We start from the raw sequence: 19,666 nt of genomic DNA on the forward strand, positions 1-19,666 counted from the left end.
GTGGGGCAGAAAAGTGGCGCGTCCGTTCTCGCGGACGCGCCGCCGCTTTCCTCCGCAATTTTCATCGTCGCTTAGCGGGTACGGAGCGTGACTCTGTACGCTCTATCGTCGCGACTGGCCACTGCGCGGGGCAGATCCCGTGTATAGGTCAGCAGCGTATAGTCACGCGGGTCCGCTACGCATCTGAATCCCATGGACTTGGCGAAACTTTTTACGCGCACGTTGTCGGCCGATTCGATGGAGTAGATGCGTTCCAGCCCCTGTTCACACGCGGAGTCGATCAGGCGCTGCAGCATCAGGCTGCCCAGACCCAGGCCCTGCCAGTCATCACTGACCACTACCGCGCACTCGGCAGCCTGGCCATCGTCGTCCAGCGCGTAGTGGGCCACCGCCACCGCCCTCTGCGAATGATTGCTGCCGGACACGGCGATATACGCTTCGTGCTGCTGGTGATCATTATCGGTCAACAGCTCGATCAGTTTTTCGCTCGCCTTGCAGCTACCGCCGATAAAGCGGTCGCGACGTGTTTCGGGCGACAGGTTCTCAATCAGGTCTTTTTCCAGCTGGCCGTCCTTTCTGCTCACAGGGCGTACCACCACTCTGCGTCCGTTACCCAGAGTCACTGTCTCCGTTCGGTAATCTTTGTTGGTCGTGTTGTAGGTAGACATATTCAACCTCCCGACTGCTACTGGCAGCTTGTCTACCGAAGGTTCCTCAACAGAAATTTTATTTCTACAGAGTCCTCGGCCACTTGTTGTGGTCGTGACTGAATCCTATGGTGTGTCTCTTTCGACTCCAAGGGTTCTGCGGGTCAATAAATTAAATCGTTTAACAGCGGCGGGAGCTAGAACTGCAAGTTGCTGCTGTGCAACAAATGCATCACAAAGGTTAAACACAGAGTCCCTAAGCTGCGGCGTTTCCGACAATAACAATCCAACAAAGGAATTTGTGATGAGACTTTCAACTCTCTGCAGTGTCGCTGCGCTGCTGCCCCTGTCCGCCCTGGCTGCCCCGGAGGTGCACTACGACCTGTGCCAGGAGCCCTTCTACTATCGCGGAGTGACCTACCTGGGTACTACAGACAAAGACAACGACGGCACCCAGTGGTGCTACCTGAAGACTCCGAAGTCCGGCAGCAGCTGGGGCAATGTGCGGCTGGAGACAATCCCGCCTCGAAAAACCCTGAGCGGCCAGGCGTGCAGCCAGACCACCGGCTACCAGGGAGAGACGGTATACGGCTGTACCTCCAGGAATCATCACGAGCCCTGGTGCTACCTGCCGTCGGGGGCCTGGGAGGCCTGCGAGGCCCCGGCGCCAGCCGAACCGCTGCTGGCGCACACCCAGCCACAAGCGACGCAGACAGTTTCGACCCTCGCCCTCGGTTCCTGCTTCAAGGAGCTGGGCAGTGCCGGCCAGGCTATGGAGCGGGTGATAGAGCAAGATCCCGATCTTTTTCTGTGGTTGGGGGACAATATCTACGGCGACACCACCGACATGACCCTGCTGCGCCAGAAATACGATGCCAAGAAGCGCAGCCCCTACTACGAAAGATTTCTCGAGGCGGAAATCCCGGTGATGGCCACCTGGGATGACCACGACTACGGGGCCAACAACAGCGGCGCCGAATATTCCAGGCGCGCGGAGAGCCAGCTGGAGTTTCTGCGCCACTTCGATATTCCCGAGGGTGACCCGCGCTACGGCAGTCGCGATGGCGTCTACAGTGCGCAGCTGTTCGGCAGTGGCGACCGGCAACTACACGTGATCATGCTGGATGCCCGCTATCACCGCTCTCCCACCTTTTCCGACTACGGTCGCTGTGAGGGCGATAACTCCAGTATGCTGGGCGAAGCACAGTGGGCCTGGCTGGAACAGGAACTCGCCCGGCCGTCTGAGATCAAGGTGATAGGGTCCGGTATCCAGGTGTTGCCGCCGCTGCATCGCGACCGCAACCTGAACCAGTACTGCGCCTACGGCGATGGCAAGAAGTTCAATCAGGCGATTGCCAACCTGGACGAGGAGACACTCTCCGGCACCGAGTACGAATCCTGGGCGGAATTCCCCCTGGAGCGGGAGCGGTTGCTGCGCCTGGTGCAGAAGAGTATCAACGAAGGCAACGCAAAGACGATCGTCTTTGTCAGCGGCGACCAGCACTGGGGTGAGCTGTTACAGAAGGATCTGCCCGCATCTGCCGAGTATGGCGATGCCGCCACCCTCTACGAGATCACGGCCTCCGGCTTTGGCCAGAACTGGCCCTATGCAGTGCCCAATCCCAACCGCATGCCGGTGTGGGCGGACTACCGCGGCAGTGGCAGCTATGACAAGCGCTGTGTCTTCCCCTTCAGTTATGGCGGTGTTCAGTACCGGCGCTGTACCAGCGAGGACCACGATCGCCCCTGGTGTTATCTGTCCGTGGATGCCTCCGGCAAGGGCGTGGCCGGCGAGTGGGGCAACTGCGCCGCGGAGGGGGCGACGATTCCCACCGGCAGCGTGGGCGTCGTGGCCGACGATGTCGAAAGCCTCTCCACCGCCGACCGCCACCTGGTGAACAAACCCGGCAGCAATTACGGTTTTATTCGAGTGGACTGGCAGAAGCGGGAGTTGAGGCTGTCGCTGGAGACAGAGTCCGAAGAGGCGGTGTCTACCCTGGTGAAGTTTTGACGGGCCCTTTGAAATAAATCTGTTGTCGCCAGGCAGATCTGCTATAGTGGCGCGGCTGGTGTATTGCCAGCTGCGTCATCTGTAGGCCGGAATATAGATCTCCGGCACCCTCCCCGGAATTTTTTCCCAAATTCTTCCCGGAAGCCTCTACTGAATGCCGCACCATGCCGGTCTCGCTCCACAGAAGCGCCGGCTATTAGACGGCGGCGCGAACCCTGATTCTGACCAGGGATTCGCAAACTCCGAATTTTCTTATCGCCCGCAAGCGGGCGGAACTGTTTGATTGCGCTGCTGGCGTAACTCGAGGTTTTTCTATGTTGTTTGAAGATCTGGGCCTGACCCAGGAAATTGCCCGCGCCGTATCCGAGCAGGGCTATACCCAGCCCACGCCGATCCAGGCGCAGGCCATCCCCGCGGTCATGAAAGGTGGCGATATCATGGCCGCCGCGCAGACGGGTACCGGCAAGACCGCCGGCTTTACCCTGCCGCTGCTGCACCGTCTGTCCGGCGGCGAGCGCGCCCGCAATACCCAGGTGCGCGCCCTGGTGTTGACGCCGACCCGCGAACTGGCGGCGCAGGTATTCGACAATGTGCAGAGCTACAGCAAGTACCTGCCCCTGCGTCACGCGGTGGTCTTCGGCGGTGTGAAAATCAATCCGCAGATATCGCGCCTGCGCGGCGGTACCGATATTCTCGTGGCTACTCCCGGCCGCCTGCTGGACCTACACGGCCAGGGCGCGGTGCGCTTCGACAAGCTGGAAGCACTGGTGCTGGATGAAGCCGACCGCATGCTGGACATGGGCTTTATCCACGATATCAAGCGCATCCTGAAAATACTGCCGGCGAAGCGCCAGAACCTGCTCTTCTCCGCCACTTTCTCCCCGGAGATTCGCCAGCTGGCCAAGGGCCTGGTAAAGGATCCGCTGGAGATAGATGTCAGCCCGCGCAACACCACTACCGAGACGGTGCGGCAGAAATTGCACCCGGTGGACAAGGCGCGCAAGCAGAAACTGCTGAGCCACCTGATACGCGAGAACAACTGGCACCAGGCGCTGGTGTTCAGTCGCACCAAACACGGCGCCAACAAGCTGGTGAAGCAGCTGGAGGCGGACAATATCCGCGCTGCTGCCATTCACGGCAACAAGAGCCAGAATGCGCGCACAAAAGCCCTGGCGGATTTCAAGAACGGCAAGGTGCAGATACTGGTGGCGACGGACATCGCCGCGCGCGGTATCGATATCGACCAGCTGCCGCAGGTTGTGAATTTCGACTTGCCCAATGTACCCGAGGACTATGTGCACCGTATCGGCCGCACCGGCCGCGCCGGTGCCCGCGGCCAGGCGGTGTCCCTGGTGAGTGCGGACGAGATCAAGCAGCTGCGCGATATCGAGCGGCTGATCAACAAGCCGGTGCCGCGGGAAGAGATTGAGGGATTCGAACCGAGTCACGCACTGCCGGAATCCGGCAATCCCAGGCGCGGTGGCGGTGGGCAGAAACGCAGCGGTGGTGGACAGGCGCGCGGCAACGGCCAGGGGCGCGGACAGAATCGCGGCAACGGCCAGAATCGTGGCGATACACCGCGCGGCGATGCCCAGCGCCCGCGCCGCCGCAGGCGCCCGGCGCGCAGCACCGAATCCGCGTAATTTCCCGAACCCCTATCATGTAGGAGCGGCGGGGCGGCCGTCCGCCTAAGTAGGTAAAAGGTAAATCCCGTAGGGTGCGCCGCGCGCACCATTGATCCATTTGGTACGCGCGGCGCACCCTACGGTAGACCTGATTCCCGAAATTACTGCTTCTGGTTGTTGGCCATATAATCCAGCGTCAGCCGGGTAATGGTCTCGGTACCTATCTTCAGTGCACTCTCGTCGACATAGAAGCGCGGCGAGTGATTGCTGGCGGCAGTGGCCGCATCCTTGCCTGCCGGCGTCACGCCGAGGAAGTAGTAGAAACCGGGTACCTCGTTGGCGAAGAAGGAAAAGTCCTCGGCGCCGGTAATCTTCGGCACCTCTATGACTCTCTTGTCGCCGGCGACGGCTTTCACTACCGGCAGTACTTTTTCGGTCAGTGCCGGATTGTTCACCGTCACCGGATAGCCCTCGAGAATTTCCACTTCCGCCTTGGTGCCGGCGCTTTCGGCGATCAGCTCGGCGGTGGTTTTCAGCTTGTCGAAAATCTGCCGGCGGTTGTCCATATCGAAATTGCGTATTGTCCCGTTCAGGAAGACGCTGTCCGGGATGATATTGTTGCGCACGCCGCCGTCTATCTTGCCGAAGGACACCACCGCCGGCTCCTTGGTGATGTCAATCTGGCGGCTGACGATGGTCTGGGTGCCCATGACGATCTGCGCCGCGGCGGTGATGGGGTCGGCCCCGCCCCAGGGGCGCGAGCCGTGGGTCTGGCGGCCATTGACGGTAATGCGGAATTCGTCCGAGCTGGCCATCAGCGGGCCGGATCTGTAGCCGATCACACCGGAGGGCAGGGTAGAGGTCACATGCTGGCCGAAGGCCACATCCGGCTTGTACTTCCTGAACAGCCCCTCTTTCAGCATCAGCTCTGCACCGCCCTCCTCACCGTCCGGCGCGCCCTCTTCGGCGGGCTGGAAGATAAACAGCACATTGCCGGCCAGCTCTTCGCGCATATTTGCCAGCACCTCCGCTGCGCCCATCAGCATGGCCACATGGGTGTCGTGACCGCAGGCGTGCATCACTCCCACATCCTTGCCCTGGTAGCTGGTCCTGACCTTGGAGGCGAAGGGCAGATCCACCTGCTCGGTGACCGGCAGTGCGTCCATATCCGCGCGCAGCGCCACCGTAGGGCCCGGTTTGCCGCCCTTCAGCAGGCCGATGACGCCGGTGTGCGCCACGCCCGTCTCCACTTCCATGCCGAGGGATTTCAGGTGTTTCTCAATATATTTGGCGGTCTCGAATTCGCGATTGCCCAGCTCCGGATGCTGATGGATATGGCGGCGCCAATCGATCACCTTGGCTTCGGTGTTCTTCAGCAGCTGATCCGGGGCGGCGGCGGTGGCCGGATTGGCGCCCAGCGGAATGCCGCCCGACAGCGTTGCGCCCATGGCGAAAGACAGGAATACTTTTTTCACGGCTGTTTTCCTTGATTGTCGTTATCGTCGACCGATTCTAACTCGAGTCAGTAAGGTGCCCCATGACCAATCCGATCATCCCCCGCCTGCGCGCCCAACTGCAGCAGGGCAGAGATTCGCCCCTGTTGCGCTTTGGCCTCGGCAGTGCCCTGTTCAATGAGAAGAACTACCGCGAGGCGGCGGAACAGCTGTCGGTCTGCGTCGCGCAGATGCCGGATCACTCGGCGGCCTGGAAGCTACTGGGGCGCAGCCATATGGCACTGGGGGAGCGGGGCCTGGCCCGCGAGGCTTTCACCGAGGGGCTGGGTGTGGCGCGCGACAGGGGGGACAGGCAGGTGGAGCGGGAGATAGAGGTATTCCTGAAGAAACTGGGCAGACTGGCTAAAAATTGATCTTTCGCCGTTGATCAATTATTGTGCAGTCTCTTTTCGTCTACGCCAGCGCCGATAAGGGTGACCACCGTGGCCAGTATTGAATTCAAGCAGGTGGTGAAACGCTACGGAGACAGCCCGCCCACGGTGCCCGGCCTGGACCTGCACATCCGCGACGGCGAGTTGATGGTGCTGGTGGGCCCGTCCGGCTGCGGCAAGTCCACCACCCTGCGCATGATCGCCGGGCTCGAATCGGTCACATCCGGCGAGCTGTGGATCGGTGATCGCCTGGCCAACCAGCTGCCGCCGAAAGACCGCGATGTGGCCATGGTGTTCCAGAACTACGCCCTCTACCCCCATATGACCGTGTTCGAAAACCTGGCCTTCGGCTTGCGGGTGCGCAGGCAACCGCAATCCCTGATCAAGTCCAGAGTGGAGATGGCCGCGGAGAGCCTCGGCCTGGGCGACCTGCTGGCGCGCAAGCCGGGCCAGCTGTCCGGGGGCCAGTGCCAGCGGGTGGCCCTGGGCCGCGCCATGGTGCGCGACCCGCAGGTGTTCCTGTTCGACGAACCGCTGTCCAACCTGGATGCGGAACTGCGGGTGCAGATGCGCGGCAATATCGGTCGCCTGCACCGGGAACTGGCCACCACTTCCGTCTATGTGACCCACGACCAGGTAGAGGCCATGACCCTGGGCTCGCGCATCGCGATTCTCAATGGCGGTGAGCTGATGCAGGTGGGTACGCCGATGGCGCTCTACGGCGACCCGGACAATGTCTTCGTGGCGGGCTTTATGGGCGCGCCGCCGATGAACATAGTGACGGTACAGAACCGCGGTTCGGGCCTGAAGAATTCCCTGGTCGACCTGCAGCGTGACGGGGTCGAGGGCCTGGCCGGCGAACTGCTGCTCGGCCTTCGCCCGGAGAAGCTGTGTCACGCCGCCGCGGCACCGGCTCACTGGCCGCGTATCCGCGCCGCCATCGAGATGGTGGAAACACTGGGTGCGGAGATGCTGGTGCACCTGAGTGTGGGTGGAGTCCAGGGCGATGAGCGGATGATCGCGCGGCTGCCGGGTTTGCAACTGCTCACTCCGGGTGACTCGCTCGAGCTGGCCTTCGATCCCGACGCCGTCTACCTGTTCGATGCCGCCAGCCACCGGCGTATTCGCGAATCCCGGCCGGTCGCGGTGGCCGAGCCGTGCTAGCCGTAGGGTGGGCAAAGCTACTGCTTCTGCTGCTGTGCCTCGGCGCGACCAAGTCCTTTGCGACGGAAGAATTGCTGCTCTGGCACGGCTATCGCGGCGCCGAGCGCCAGGCGCTGGAGCGGCTGCTGGACGACTACAACCGCAGCCAGGTGGACGTGAGGGTCAGGGCGCTGGCGGTGCCCTACGGCGGCTACGCAGACAAACTGTCCGCGGCACTGCCGCGGGGGCAGGGGCCGGACCTGTTTATCTTCGCCCACGACCGCATCGGCGGGTGGGGCCGGGCCGGCCCCACCATCGCGCCGATCGGCGAGGTCGCCGCTCCGGAAGTGCTGCAGCGCTTCCCGGAGAAACTGCTCGGGGCCATGCGCTATCGCGGTCATCTCTACGGCCTGCCGTTCAATTTCAAGAGTACGGCGCTGATCTACAACCGCGCGCTGATCGCGCAGCCCCCGGTGGGCAGCGATGAGATGATCGCGCTGGCCCGCGCCCACACGGATCGCAAGCGGGGTCGCTTCGGGCTCGCCTACAGCTATACCGAGCCCTTCTTTCACGGCGCGCTGATGAATGCCTTCGGCCCCGGTCCCTTTGACGGCAACAATCGCCTGGCGCTGGACAGCGAGGCCAATATCCGCTCGCTGCAACTGCTGGCAGACTGGGCCAGGGGGGACGCGGTGCTGCCGGAAGAGCCCAACAGCACCCTGGTCTCGGAGCTGTTCAACCAGGGCCGCGCGGCCATGGTGATCAGCGGGCCCTGGATGCTCGGTGAGATAGCGCCGCAGATCGACTACGGCGTGGCAACCCTGCCGCTGATCAGCGAGAGCGGCCGGCCGCTGGCGCCCTGGGTGGCAGTGGAGGGGCTGTTCATGTCGCCCTGGTCCAGGCACAGGGCCGCCAGCTACCGGGTGATGGAATTCCTGACCCGGCGCAGTGCCGCCGAGACCATGGCCATCAGTGGCGGCCAGCTGCCGGCCAACCTGTCCGCCTTCGAACACCCGCAGCTGGCTGCCAATAGAGCCGCCGTGGCCTTCCGCAGCCAGCTGGATAGCGCCGTGCCGATACCCAACCTACCGGAGATGACCCTGTTGTGGGCGCCGCTGGAAAATGTGCTGAAAAAGGTGGTCAAGGGCGCGGCGCAGCCGGCGGCGGAGTTGCAGCGGCTGCAGCGCAAGCTGGAAAGGGATATCGCCGCGCTCGAGGCGTCGCGCCAGCAGGATGCTGAGCGGGGCCCACCCGTCTGGTTGCAGGGTGCGGTGCCGTTACTGCTACTGGCTGTCGTGACAGCGGTCATTCTCCGGCGTCGGCGTATCGCCGAGAGCTGGCGCCGCAACAGGACCGCCTATCTCTATGTGCTGCCGGCGATGCTGGGCATGCTGCTACTGGTGTTCTTCCCGCTACTCTACGGCCTGCTGCTCTCTTTTACCGATACCACTCTGCTGAACGAGAATTCGCCACTGGCCTCGCGCTGGCTGGGGCTGGATAACTATGTCGGCATCCTCGGAGACTGGAATCTCTGGTACGGCGAGGGCGCCGAGCGCAGTATCAATTTCGACAACTTCTACTGGACCCTGCTGGTCACCGTCTGCTGGACTGTCAGCAACGTGATCATCTCCGTCGGCCTGGCGCTGCTGCTGGCGCTGGCCCTGCACAGGCCGATATTCGGCCGCACCGGGTTCCGCCTGCTGTTGATACTGCCCTGGGCGATCCCCAACTACATCACCGCGCTGGTTTGGAAGGGCATGTTCCACCCGCAGTTCGGGGTCATCAATCAGGCGCTGCAGATTTTCGGCATTGCGCCTGTGGCCTGGTTCGATTCGGTCGGTGCCAGCTTCTTTACCGGTCTTGTCACCAATTTGTGGCTCAGCATTCCGTTTATGATGGTGGTGATTCTCGGTGGCCTGCAGTCGATACCGCGGGAACTCTACGAGGCGGCCAGGGTGGAGGGCGCCGGTCGCTGGTTCCAGTTCAGGTCCATCACTTTGCCGTTGCTGAAACCGGTGCTGGTCCCGGCCACGATTCTGTCGGTGGTCTGGACCTTCAATATGTTCAATGTCATTTATCTGGTCAGCGACGGCGCGCCGGCCGGGGCCAACGATATCCTGATCACCAGGGCCTTCCGTATCGGTTTCGAAAAATACCAGTACGCCTACGCCGCCGCCTACTCGATGGTGATACTGGCGCTGCTCTTCTGCTACGCCCTGTGGCAGACGCGCGTCTCCAGAGCTCTGGAGGTGGCGCGATGAGGAGAATACTGGGCGACATCTGTTCCTGGCGCTTCGCGTTTCTGCTGTTCGCCAGCGCGATTGTGATCTACCCGCTGCTGTGGGTGGTCAGCCTGGCTTTCTCCGGCCAGCAGTCGCTGCAGCTGGTGGTGGATCCGCCGGACGCCGGTTTCTGGGGGCAGCTGGCGGCGCTGGTGCCACTGCCTGAGCAGTGGTCCCTGGACAACTTTCGCGCGGTGCTCACCGAGCAGCTGTTTATGCGCTGGCTGTTCAACAGCCTGGTGGTCGCGCTCAGCACCACTATCGTCGGGCTGTCCCTGTCCTGCACCGCGGCCTATGCCTTCTCGCGTTTCAGCTTCCCCGGCCGCGAGCGCGGCCTGATGCTGTTTTTGATCTCGCAGATGTTCCCGGCGGTGCTGATGCTGATACCGCTCTACGTGATAGTGGTGCAGTGGCTGGGGCTGGGCAATTCCTGGCTGGGGCTGGTGCTGGTCTACTCCATCACCGCGCTGCCCTTCTGCGTGTGGATGCTGAAGGGCTACTTCGACACTCTGCCCTACGAAATCGAGGAGTCGGCGCTGCTGGAGGGTGCCTCGCGCCTGCAGATCTTCTACAGAATAATCCTGCCGCTGGCGCGCCCGGCCATTGCCGTGACCGGACTCTTCTCCTTTATGACCGCCTGGAACGAATTTATCCTCGCCTCCATCTTTATGGACGACGAATCCAGATACACGGTACCGGTGGGCCTGCGCTTTTTCGTCAGCGATTACGCCTCCGACTGGGGCTTCTTTGCCGCCGGCTCGGTACTCGTCTCCATTCCGGTGATACTGCTATTCCTCGCCCTGCAGCGTTTCCTGGTGTCCGGGTTGTCCGCCGGGGCCGTCAAGGGCTAATCTGTAACACGTTGAATTTAAAGGTAATTTCACCTTCCCACTCTGCCCCCGGGAAGGTGGGATAGCTCATCTTCCCCCCGCTGCCAAAACTGGGACGACACCTGCCGGTCGCGCCGCGGAGTATAGGCTGGCGCCAGATAGCGCTATCCTGTCGGTCCCCTGGGTAGTCATCTGCCGCCAATAAAAAATAACGACGTGATGATGGGGGAGAGAACTCCATGAACAATCAATTCGGGTTTAGGAAGAAATCCATCGCTGCGGCCGTGGCCTGTGCGCTCTCCGGCGCTGTCCTGGCGCAGGGCCAGGACAATACGCTGGAAGAGGTGACTGTGCTGGGTGTGCGCGGTGCGCAGAGCTCCGCGGTCAATCTGAAACGGGATACCCTGTCCATGGTGGACGGTATCGTGGCCGAGGATATCGGCAAGCTGCCAGACGTGACTATCGTCGACTCGTTGCAGCGAATACCCGGTATCCAGATTCAGCGCGACGCCGGCGAGGGTGCCAAGGCGAATATCCGCGGCCTGCCGCAGGTGATGACCCTGCTGAATGGCGAGCAGTACCTGGCCGCCGGCAACCTGGGCGGTGCCCAGCCCACCCTGACCGATGTGCCCTCCCAACTGATGGGAGGTGTGAACGTCTACAAGTCCACCGATCTCGACAATGCGCTGTCCGGCATTACCGGCACCATTGACCTGCGCACCCGCAGGCCGCTGCAATTCGAGCAGGGGCTGACCAGCAGTATCGCCGTGGACGCAGCGCAGGGTACAGACACCGGCGAAACCGATCCCTCCGTGAATGGCCTGCTGAACTGGCGTAACGAGCAGTTGGGCGTGATGGTCTCCGCCAGCCAGAGCGATGCCAACCTGGGGAACAATTACGCCGGTTATTCCGGCGGCGTCTTCGGTAACAACGACTGGGGTGGCAGCGGCAGCAACTTCAGCGCGCCGCACGGTTTCGACAGCTTCCACCGCGTGGTGGAGCGCAATCGCACCGGCCTCAACCTGGCCCTGGAGGCGGAGCTCGGCAGCGGGTTCAATTTTGTCGCCGAGGGCTTTTACACCGAGCTGGAAGAGTACGATCGCAAGGTGGGCCTGAATATTTCCAACCGCTGGCAGACGCTGGACTGGCTGACGCCGACGGACTACTCCGATACCGGTGTGGCCGGTAGTAACGGCGAGAGCTGGCTGGCGGTGGACGAGTACGATGTGCACGCGCAGTGGGTCAACTCCTTCACGGTCAACCGTACCTCCAAGTCGGACTCCAAAAATATCAACCTGGAACTGAATTACGACAACGGCGGCCACTTCCGCGGCGGCCTGAGAGCCATTCACGGCGAGGCCAATCGCCTGTCAATGAACGGCCAGGCCCAGGGCGACCTGTCCAACTGGCGCGATGACACACCCAAGCAGCTGGTGCCCTTCTACCCGGCAGATATCGCCAGTCGGTTTGACGTCAGCCGCTATCGCGACGACCTGGGCGTGGGCGCCGACGGCGGCCGCTTTATCGATCCCAACCCGCTCGGTTACGGCGAGACACCGGAACTGCACTACAGCATCGGTGGCAGTCACCCGCGCTGGAGCGGCTTCGACTCGCCCATAGCTGGCGGTCTGGGTGCAGGCGCAACTATGCGTGATTACATGGCAAACGTGGACAGCTACGCGGTGGCCGCTTTCTCCTCCGAGGGCAACAACGAATCGGATGCGAGCCTGGATATCTTCTCCGCGAAAGGTACCTACGAATTCGAACAGCCCGCAGGCGGATTTGTCACCCGTGTGGATTTCGGCCTGCGCCGCAGCGATCGCGAAGTGGAAATCGAGCAGTTCCACCTGTTCTCGCGTTTCTACGGCGGCAATGGCGCCACTGATGTGGCAGGTTGTGAGGCCCAGTGGAAGGCCATCGACGTGGTGATGAACCAGGATCAATGCCGGGCTGGAGAACTGGTCGATGGTGAATTCCAGGGTTACACCGTCAATCGCCCAACGCAGTTGAATGAGTACAACAATGTTGTTTTTGTCGACGACTACGGTTCCGTAACTTCCGGCCTGCCCGGCGTCTGGGCCGTGGATCCGGAAGACTTCGACGATGTGGTGGCATTCCAGAAGCGGGTCTTCGGCGATGCCTACCGGGTGATAGTGCCGGGGCAGAGTTACGACGTGGGGTTTGTCGAGGACAGCTTTACCCTGAGCGCCGATTTTGAATACGGTATTGTCAGCGGTGACATTGGCGTGCGCGTGGTGGAAACCGAGATCAGTGTGCGCCAGAACCTGACCGGTGCCATCAAGAATTACGGCGATACCAATATCGATGATGGTGACTACCACGCCGAAAATGATTACACCGATGTCCTGCCGAGCCTGAACCTGGTGGTGGCGCCGCGGGATGACCTGCTGCTGCGCTTTGCCGCCAGCGAGAACATGATGCCGCTGGATCTCGGCAATTACGGCGGTGGATTGAAAATCAATACCCAGGACTGCCCGGAGTTCGGCACCCGCTGTGTCACCAGCGCCGACTCCAGCGGTAACCCCTTCCTGGATCCCTGGCGCTCGACGAACCTGGATGCCGCCGTGGAGTACTATTTCGGCGATGCCTCCATGGTCAACTTGGCGGTATTCCATGTGGATATCGAAAGTTTCGTCGTCAACGGTGCCGGTCCCAAGCGGGCCTTTGCCGACCTGGATGGGGTAGTGCGTCGCGAGGTGCCGGTAACCGGGCCGATTCAGGGCGAGGGTGGCAATATCAAGGGTGTTGAAGTGGGTACCAAGCTGGCCTTCGGCGATTTTACCGACGGTTTCCTCGGCAACTTCGGTATCGACACCAACTACACCTATTCGCCGAGCACCCAGCAAGACGAAGATCTGAAGGGTGACAAGCTGCCGTTTGATGACAACAGCGAGCACCAGTTCAACTTCGTGGCCTGGTATCAGGACGACCGGCTGCAGGCGCGTATTGCCTACAACTACCGCAGCGACCGGCTGGAAGACGGCAATATCGGCGGTACCGGCCTGCAGGCATACCAGGATGCCACCAGTTATGTCGACGCCCAGGTGAGTTACGATGTGATGGATAATGTCACTGTGTTCCTGAACGGTTCCAACATTACCGGTGAGATAGAGAACTACTACCTCGATTTTGCCGGAGAGGACGAGCAATACCTGTGGCAGAACGAGTTTGAGCCGCGTTACTCCCTGGGGGTGCGCGCCAAGTTCTGATCCGCACCACCGCCCCCTTTGGGGGCGGCCCTGGGAACGCCGATCTGGAGCTCGGCGCTCCCAGGATTCCAAAATAACAATAAGCGCACCGCGTAAAGATGTATTCATGACGACAGACAATCGAATTCAAGACCTGGTCATCGTCGGCGGTGGCACCGCCGGCTGGATGGCGGCGGCGAGCCTGCAGCAGCACTTTGCCGGTACTCCGCTGAAAATCACATTGGTGGAATCGCCACAGATAGGCACCGTCGGTGTCGGCGAGGCGACCACGCCGACCATTCGCCGCTTCTACCAACAGCTGGGCCTGGACGACCTGCAGGTGATGCGGGCCGTGGGCGGCACCTGCAAACTGGGCATACAGTTCAATCACTGGCGCCAGCCGGGCCACAGTTTTTTTCATCCCTTTAGTGTTTTCGGCCAGGATCTCGACGGTGTGGCTTTCCACCACTACTGGTTGCGCGCCCGGGAGATTGGCCTGGATGTGCCCATCACCGACTTTTCCCTCGGCGCCAGCCTGGCGCTGGACGGTCGCTTTTCCCCACCGTCGCCGCGGCCGCCTTCCACGCTGAGTGTCTACGACTGGGCCCTGCACCTGGACGCGGGACGTTTCGCCGAGTTGCTGCGAGATATTGCGGTCGAGCGCGGTGTCACTCACCTGCGCGATACCATCGTCGATGTGCGGCAAGGCGAGAACGGGTTTATACGCAGCCTCCAACTCGCCAGCGGCGCAGAGATTTGCGGCGACCTGTTTATCGACTGCTCCGGCTTCAATGGCCTGCTGATCGAGAAAACTTTAAATACCGGTTTCGAGGATTGGGGCCACTGGCTACTGTGCGACAGCGCCTGGGTGGCACAGACAGAGCGTGGCGGCGAGCCGGCGCCCTACACAAAAGTGGATGCCCATTGTGCCGGCTGGCGCTGGCGTATCCCGCTGCAGCACCGCGACGGTAACGGCCACGTTTTCTCCAGTCGCTACCGGGATAAGGATCAGGCGCGAAAGGAATTTGTCGACAGCCTGGAAAGTGCGCCGACTGCGGAACCACGGCTGTTGCGCTTCCTGCCCGGGCGGCGCAAGCAGGCGTGGAACAGGAACGTCATAGCGCTGGGGCTCGCCGCCGGCTTCCTCGAGCCGCTGGAGAGCACTTCCATAGCGATGATCGAAACCGGCATAGCGCGCATCAAGCAGCTGTTTCCGGACAGGAGTTTCGCTCCGGAAATCATCGACGAATTCAATGAGGATACACGGCTGGAGTACGAGCGGGTGCGCGACTTCCTGATACTGCACTACGCCCTGAATCGACGCCAGGACAGCGATTTCTGGCGCGACTGCCGGCAGATGTGGCTGAATGGTGATCTACCGCAAACGTTACAGAAAAAAATGGCCCTGTTTAAATTGCGTGGACACCTGATCCGCTACCGCTGGGAAATGTTCCAGCCCGCCAGCTGGCTGGCCATCTACGCCGGCTTCGGTTTGCTGCCACAATCCTGCGATCCAGCCGCCGAGCGATTGTCCGGGAAAAAATTGGTCGAGAGCCTGCGGGCCATGCGCGCGGGCGTGCAGCAGGCCGTGCAGCAGGCACCTGCGCACGGCGAATTCCTCGCACGCTATTGCGGCACCGCAACAGAGACGGAAAAGGTATGAATAATTCCATCGGCCCGGATTTGAGAAATCCGAAAAGAATAGTGATCGTCGGCGGCGGATCCACCGGCTGGATTGCCGCCGCAGTGCTCGCCAACCAGTTCCGCCCGGAGGTGTGCAACATCACGCTGGTGGAGTCGGAGGAGATAGGCACCATCGGCGTCGGCGAATCCACGATACCGCCATTCGTCGGTCTGCTGCGGGGCCTCGGTATCGACGAGGCGGATTTTATCCGCGAGACCCAGGCCAGTTTCAAGCTGGGTATCCGCTTCGGCGACTGGCTGCAAAAGGGACAGAGTTATTTCCACCCCTTCGGCGTAATCGGCAACCGGCTCGGCACACACGAGTTCTACCAGGCCTGGCTCTGGGCGCAGCTGTGTGGTGAATCTTCACAGTTACAGGACCACGCCCCCTGTTCGGTGATGGCACAACAGGGAAAATTTTTCCTGCCGCAGAAGGCCCAGAAGACACCGATAGGCGGCGCCAGCTATGCACTGCACCTGGATGCAAAACTGGCCGGGCACTACCTGCGCCGCTACGCCGAGACGCGCGGTGTGCAGCGCGTAGAGGGCAGGGTCGAAGAAGTGTACAGTGCCGAAAACGGAGTGATCGAAAAGCTGCGGCTGGCCGACGGCCGCGAAATCGACGGGGACTTCTTTATCGACTGCAGCGGCTTTCGCGCGCTGCTGATTGAAAAACACCTGGATGTCGGGTTTGAAGACTGGAAGGACAGCCTGCCCTGTGACAGGGCCGTCGCGGTGCAGACGAGCAACACCGGCGCCACCACGCCCTACACCCAGGCCATCGCCGAGGACGCCGGCTGGCGCTGGCGAATACCGCTGCAGCACCGCACCGGCAACGGCTATGTCTACGACTCGCGCTTCGTCAGCGATGACCAGGCGCGCGCGCGACTGCTGGCGGCGGTGGACGGCGAGCCGCTTACCGAGCCGGCATTGATTCCCTTTCGCACCGGCGTCCGCCGCGAACTGTGGAAAAGCAACTGCCTGTCCCTGGGGCTGGCTGCCGGATTTATCGAGCCACTGGAGAGTACCGCGATTCACCTGGTGACGCGTGGTCTGGATTTTTTCCTGCGCTACTTCCCGGCGCATACTGCCGATACCGAAGGCAACCGCGTGCTGGCTGCCGAATACAACCGCCGCATGCGCCTCGACCACGAGGAGATCCGCGATTTTATCGTGCTGCACTACTGCCTGACCCGCCGCGACGACACTCCCTTCTGGCGCTGGTGGCAGCAGGCGGAAATCCCCCCGTCATTGCGCGAGCGCATAGCGCTCTTCCGGGCAAACGGTGCGCTGCGCGAGGGTGTCGACGAACTCTTCCGCAGCCCCAGTTGGCAGTCGGTATTCGAGGGTATGGGCGTGCGCCCATCGGCCTGCGACCCGCGCCTCGACAACCTGCCGCCGGGACAGGTACGCCGATCCCTGGACGCCGCGCGCGAGTCGATCGCGCAGATGGTGGAGACGCTGCCGAACCACGACGAGTTCCTGCGCGAGCACTGCCCGGCCGTCGATCTGTCACCGGGGTGCAGCGCCACCGGGTAAAACGTCACCCCGCTTTCCATCTGTCTTCTCCTGCTTCCCGCCCGCGATATCGCGGGCTTTTTTTGTCTGCGAGGCGGGTACTGCGAGTCCCACTTTGCATTTTTTCCGGCGCGGCAAGGTGAAATGCGCCACCTTGGCGTCAGTCGTCAAAGTGGGACGACTGGCCCGGACTGGCAGGGGTACAACGCCTGTGACAGAGGTGAAAAAAATAACAGGAGTCTATGGCGATGAAGAGGCATCTACTGCTGGGTACGATTACCGGCGCAATTCTGGGGCTGGCCGGCTGCGGCGAAAAAACCGCGAACGCGACCGTGTCCGAAATCCAAACCGAGACGAGCGCACAGTGGCCGCGAATCGCGAGCCGGGTTGCCCGCGACGAGCAGCTGGAGAAAAAGGTCGAGGCGCTGCTCGCGCGTATGAGCGATGCCGAGAAGGTGGGGCAGATAATCCAGGCCGAGCTGAAGCAGGTCACCCCGCAGGATGTGCGCGACTACCACCTGGGATCGGTACTGAACGGCGGCGGCAGCTTTCCCGACAATGACAAGTACGCGCGCCTGGATGACTGGGTGGCGCTGGCGGATGAGTTCTATCGCGCCTCCACCGACACCGCCGACGGCGGCGTGGCCATTCCCGTCATCTGGGGCACGGACGCGGTGCACGGGCACAACAACGTGATCGGCGCGACCCTGTTCCCCCACAATATTGCCCTGGGCGCCGCCAGGAATCCGCAGCTGATGCGCGAAATCGGTGCGGCCACCGCGCGGGAAGTCGCCGCCACCGGTATCGACTGGGCCTTTGCACCGACCCTGGCGGTGGTGCAGGACGACCGCTGGGGTCGTACCTATGAGTCTTTCTCCGAGGACCCGTCCATAGTCGCCAGCTACGGCGGCCCGCTGGTGGAAGGACTGCAGGGCGATCCCGAGGGCGAGGGTTTTCTCGGCAGCGCGCAGGTGATCGCCACCGCCAAGCACTTTATCGCCGACGGCGGCACCCGCGACGGTATAGACCGCGGCGATGTGCTGATCAGCGAGGAGGAACTGCTGGCAATCCACGCCCCCGGCTATTTCACCGCACTGGAGCGCGGCGCGCAGACGGTGATGGCCTCCTTCAGCAGTTGGCAGGGCAGAAAACTGCACGGCCACAAATACCTGCTCACCGATGTGCTGAAGGAGCGCATGGGTTTCGACGGCTTTGTGATCGGCGACTGGAATGGCCACGCCTTTGTCGACGGCTGCAGCGTGGTGAGCTGCCCCCAGGCGATCAATGCCGGCCTGGATATGTTTATGGCAGCGGAGGGCGACTGGAAACAGCTCTACGCCAACACCCTGAGACAGGTACAAGACGGTAGAATCCCCGGGGCGCGCCTCGACGACGCGGTGCGGCGCATACTGCGGGTGAAAATACGCGCGGGCATGTTCGACAAGAGGGCGCCGTCCACACGCCCACTGGCGGGCGACAGTGCTATCGTCGGTGCACCCGAGCACAGGGCCATAGCCCGCCGCGCGGTGCGCGAATCCCTGGTGCTGCTGAAAAACCGCGACCATTTGCTGCCCCTGGCGCGTAACCAGCGGGTGCTGGTAGCCGGCGACGGTGCCGACAATATCGGCAAGCAGGCCGGTGGCTGGACCATCAGCTGGCAGGGCACCGGCAACCGCAACAGCGATTTCCCCGGGGCCACTTCGATCTATCGCGGTATTGTCGACGCCGTCGAGTCCGCCGGCGGCGAGGCGATTCTGAGCGAGGACGGCAGCTTCGCGACAAAGCCGGATGTGGCGCTAGTGGTGTTCGGCGAGAATCCCTACGCGGAGATGCAGGGAGATATTCCCAATTTGTCCTACAAATACTCCGAGCGGGACCTGGCGCTGCTGAAAAAACTGCGGGCGCAGAATATTCCGGTGGCCTCCCTGTTCATCACCGGCCGCCCGCTGTGGGTAAATCGCGAGATCAATGCCTCGGATGCCTTCGCGGTAATCTGGCAGCCGGGCAGCGAGGGCGCTGGTGTGGCCGATGTGATCTTCCGCAAGGCGGACGGTTCGGTGAATTACGATTTCACCGGACGCCTGCCGTTTACCTGGCCCCAGACCGCCGCGCCGGAAGACAGCGGTGTTCAGTACGCTTTCGATTTCGGCCTGGACTACGACACGGAAGACCTGGCCGGGCTGCTGCCGGAAGACAGCGGCCTGGGTGAGCGGCAACTGGCCTCTGAACTGAAGGTCTTCGAGGGCCGGCCGATGGAACCCTGGAGCCTGCAGGTCACCGATATCGGCAACAAGCGTCGCTCAGTGGACAGCAGCGTTACCGAACTGGAAGGCATACGTGTGCAGGCGGTGGACCGCAATGTGCAGGAGGACAGCCGCCGCCTGACCTGGGATGGCAGCGGTGTGGCCAGCGTCGGTTTCTTTGCCAATCGGAGAACGGACCTGTCCGCCTATCTCGAGGCAGGCGGCGCGCTGGTATTTGATGTAAAAGTCGACCGCGCGCCGAGCGCCGACGTGCGCCTGGGCATGAACTGCGGTACCGGTTGCACTGCGGAACAGCCGATTTCAGATCTGCTGCGGGACTCGGAATCGGCCCAGTGGCGCACCGTTTCTGTGGCCCTGCAGTGCCTGGTGGATGGCGGTGCGCAGCTGGATATGTTGCTGTCGCCCTTCTATCTGGTGACCGATGGTGCGATGGATATTTCCCTGAACAGTATCCGCGTGGCCAGCGGCGTGGAGGCAGATATCCACTGCGGATAATTACTAATTTTTTATTGAGCGGCCAGCCATCGAACACTGGGAAGGCGTGAATGCTGAGTCACTATTTGGTTGCT

12 protein-coding genes are annotated in these 19,666 nt (G+C 62.0%); 10 read left to right on the top strand and 2 right to left on the bottom strand.

Annotated features, from left to right (window positions below):
* Positions 1-71 precede the first annotated feature (71 nt).
* A complete protein-coding gene (locus tag IG627_RS01000; protein WP_226864581.1) occupies positions 72-668 on the bottom strand; it encodes a GNAT family N-acetyltransferase in 597 nt (198 codons plus the stop codon).
* A gap of 283 nt (positions 669-951) precedes the next feature.
* Between IG627_RS01000 and IG627_RS01005 the strand changes: the two genes are divergently transcribed.
* Entirely contained in the window at positions 952-2,658 is a 1,707-nt protein-coding gene (locus tag IG627_RS01005; protein WP_193189283.1) for an alkaline phosphatase D family protein, read from the top strand.
* Between the two features lie 314 nt (positions 2,659-2,972).
* Entirely contained in the window at positions 2,973-4,301 is a 1,329-nt protein-coding gene (locus IG627_RS01010) for a DEAD/DEAH box helicase (protein ID WP_193189284.1), read from the top strand.
* A gap of 143 nt (positions 4,302-4,444) precedes the next feature.
* On the opposite strand, the gene IG627_RS01015 is transcribed toward IG627_RS01010, so the two are convergent.
* Entirely contained in the window at positions 4,445-5,758 is a 1,314-nt protein-coding gene (locus IG627_RS01015) for a M20 family metallopeptidase (RefSeq protein ID WP_319024458.1), read from the bottom strand.
* Between the two features lie 62 nt (positions 5,759-5,820).
* On the opposite strand from IG627_RS01015, the gene IG627_RS01020 reads away from it, so the two are divergent.
* From IG627_RS01020 to IG627_RS01055, 8 genes are all read left to right on the top strand, one after another.
* Positions 5,821-6,150: a tetratricopeptide repeat protein gene (locus IG627_RS01020; protein ID WP_193189285.1), complete on the top strand. Its 330-nt coding sequence runs from the start codon at positions 5,821-5,823 to the stop codon at positions 6,148-6,150.
* A 69-nt stretch (positions 6,151-6,219) separates the two neighbouring features.
* Positions 6,220-7,332: an ABC transporter ATP-binding protein gene (locus IG627_RS01025; protein ID WP_193189286.1), complete on the top strand. Its 1,113-nt coding sequence runs from the start codon at positions 6,220-6,222 to the stop codon at positions 7,330-7,332.
* Positions 7,326-9,572, top strand: coding sequence for an extracellular solute-binding protein (locus tag IG627_RS01030; RefSeq protein ID WP_193189287.1), 2,247 nt, complete (start codon positions 7,326-7,328; stop codon positions 9,570-9,572). The genes IG627_RS01025 and IG627_RS01030 overlap by 7 nt, the downstream gene beginning before the upstream one ends.
* A complete protein-coding gene (locus IG627_RS01035; protein WP_193189288.1) occupies positions 9,569-10,444 on the top strand; it encodes a sugar ABC transporter permease in 876 nt (291 codons plus the stop codon). The genes IG627_RS01030 and IG627_RS01035 overlap by 4 nt, the downstream gene beginning before the upstream one ends.
* A 218-nt stretch (positions 10,445-10,662) precedes the next feature.
* The gene (locus tag IG627_RS01040) at positions 10,663-13,653 is read left to right on the top strand and encodes a TonB-dependent receptor (RefSeq protein ID WP_193189289.1); all 2,991 of its coding nucleotides are present in this window, start codon (positions 10,663-10,665) and stop codon (positions 13,651-13,653) included.
* A 106-nt stretch (positions 13,654-13,759) separates the two neighbouring features.
* Positions 13,760-15,295 (top strand): tryptophan halogenase family protein, encoded by a 1,536-nt coding sequence (locus IG627_RS01045; RefSeq protein WP_193189290.1) that lies wholly within the window; start codon positions 13,760-13,762, stop codon positions 15,293-15,295.
* Positions 15,292-16,854: a tryptophan halogenase family protein gene (locus tag IG627_RS01050; RefSeq protein ID WP_193189291.1), complete on the top strand. Its 1,563-nt coding sequence runs from the start codon at positions 15,292-15,294 to the stop codon at positions 16,852-16,854. The genes IG627_RS01045 and IG627_RS01050 overlap by 4 nt, the downstream gene beginning before the upstream one ends.
* A gap of 227 nt (positions 16,855-17,081) precedes the next feature.
* Positions 17,082-19,592: a glycoside hydrolase family 3 protein gene (locus IG627_RS01055; protein ID WP_226864583.1), complete on the top strand. Its 2,511-nt coding sequence runs from the start codon at positions 17,082-17,084 to the stop codon at positions 19,590-19,592.
* The last annotated feature ends 74 nt before the right edge of the window (positions 19,593-19,666 follow it).

This window comes from Microbulbifer taiwanensis (genome assembly GCF_014904815.1).
In the GTDB taxonomy this organism is placed as follows: Bacteria; Pseudomonadota; Gammaproteobacteria; order Pseudomonadales; family Cellvibrionaceae; genus Microbulbifer; species Microbulbifer taiwanensis.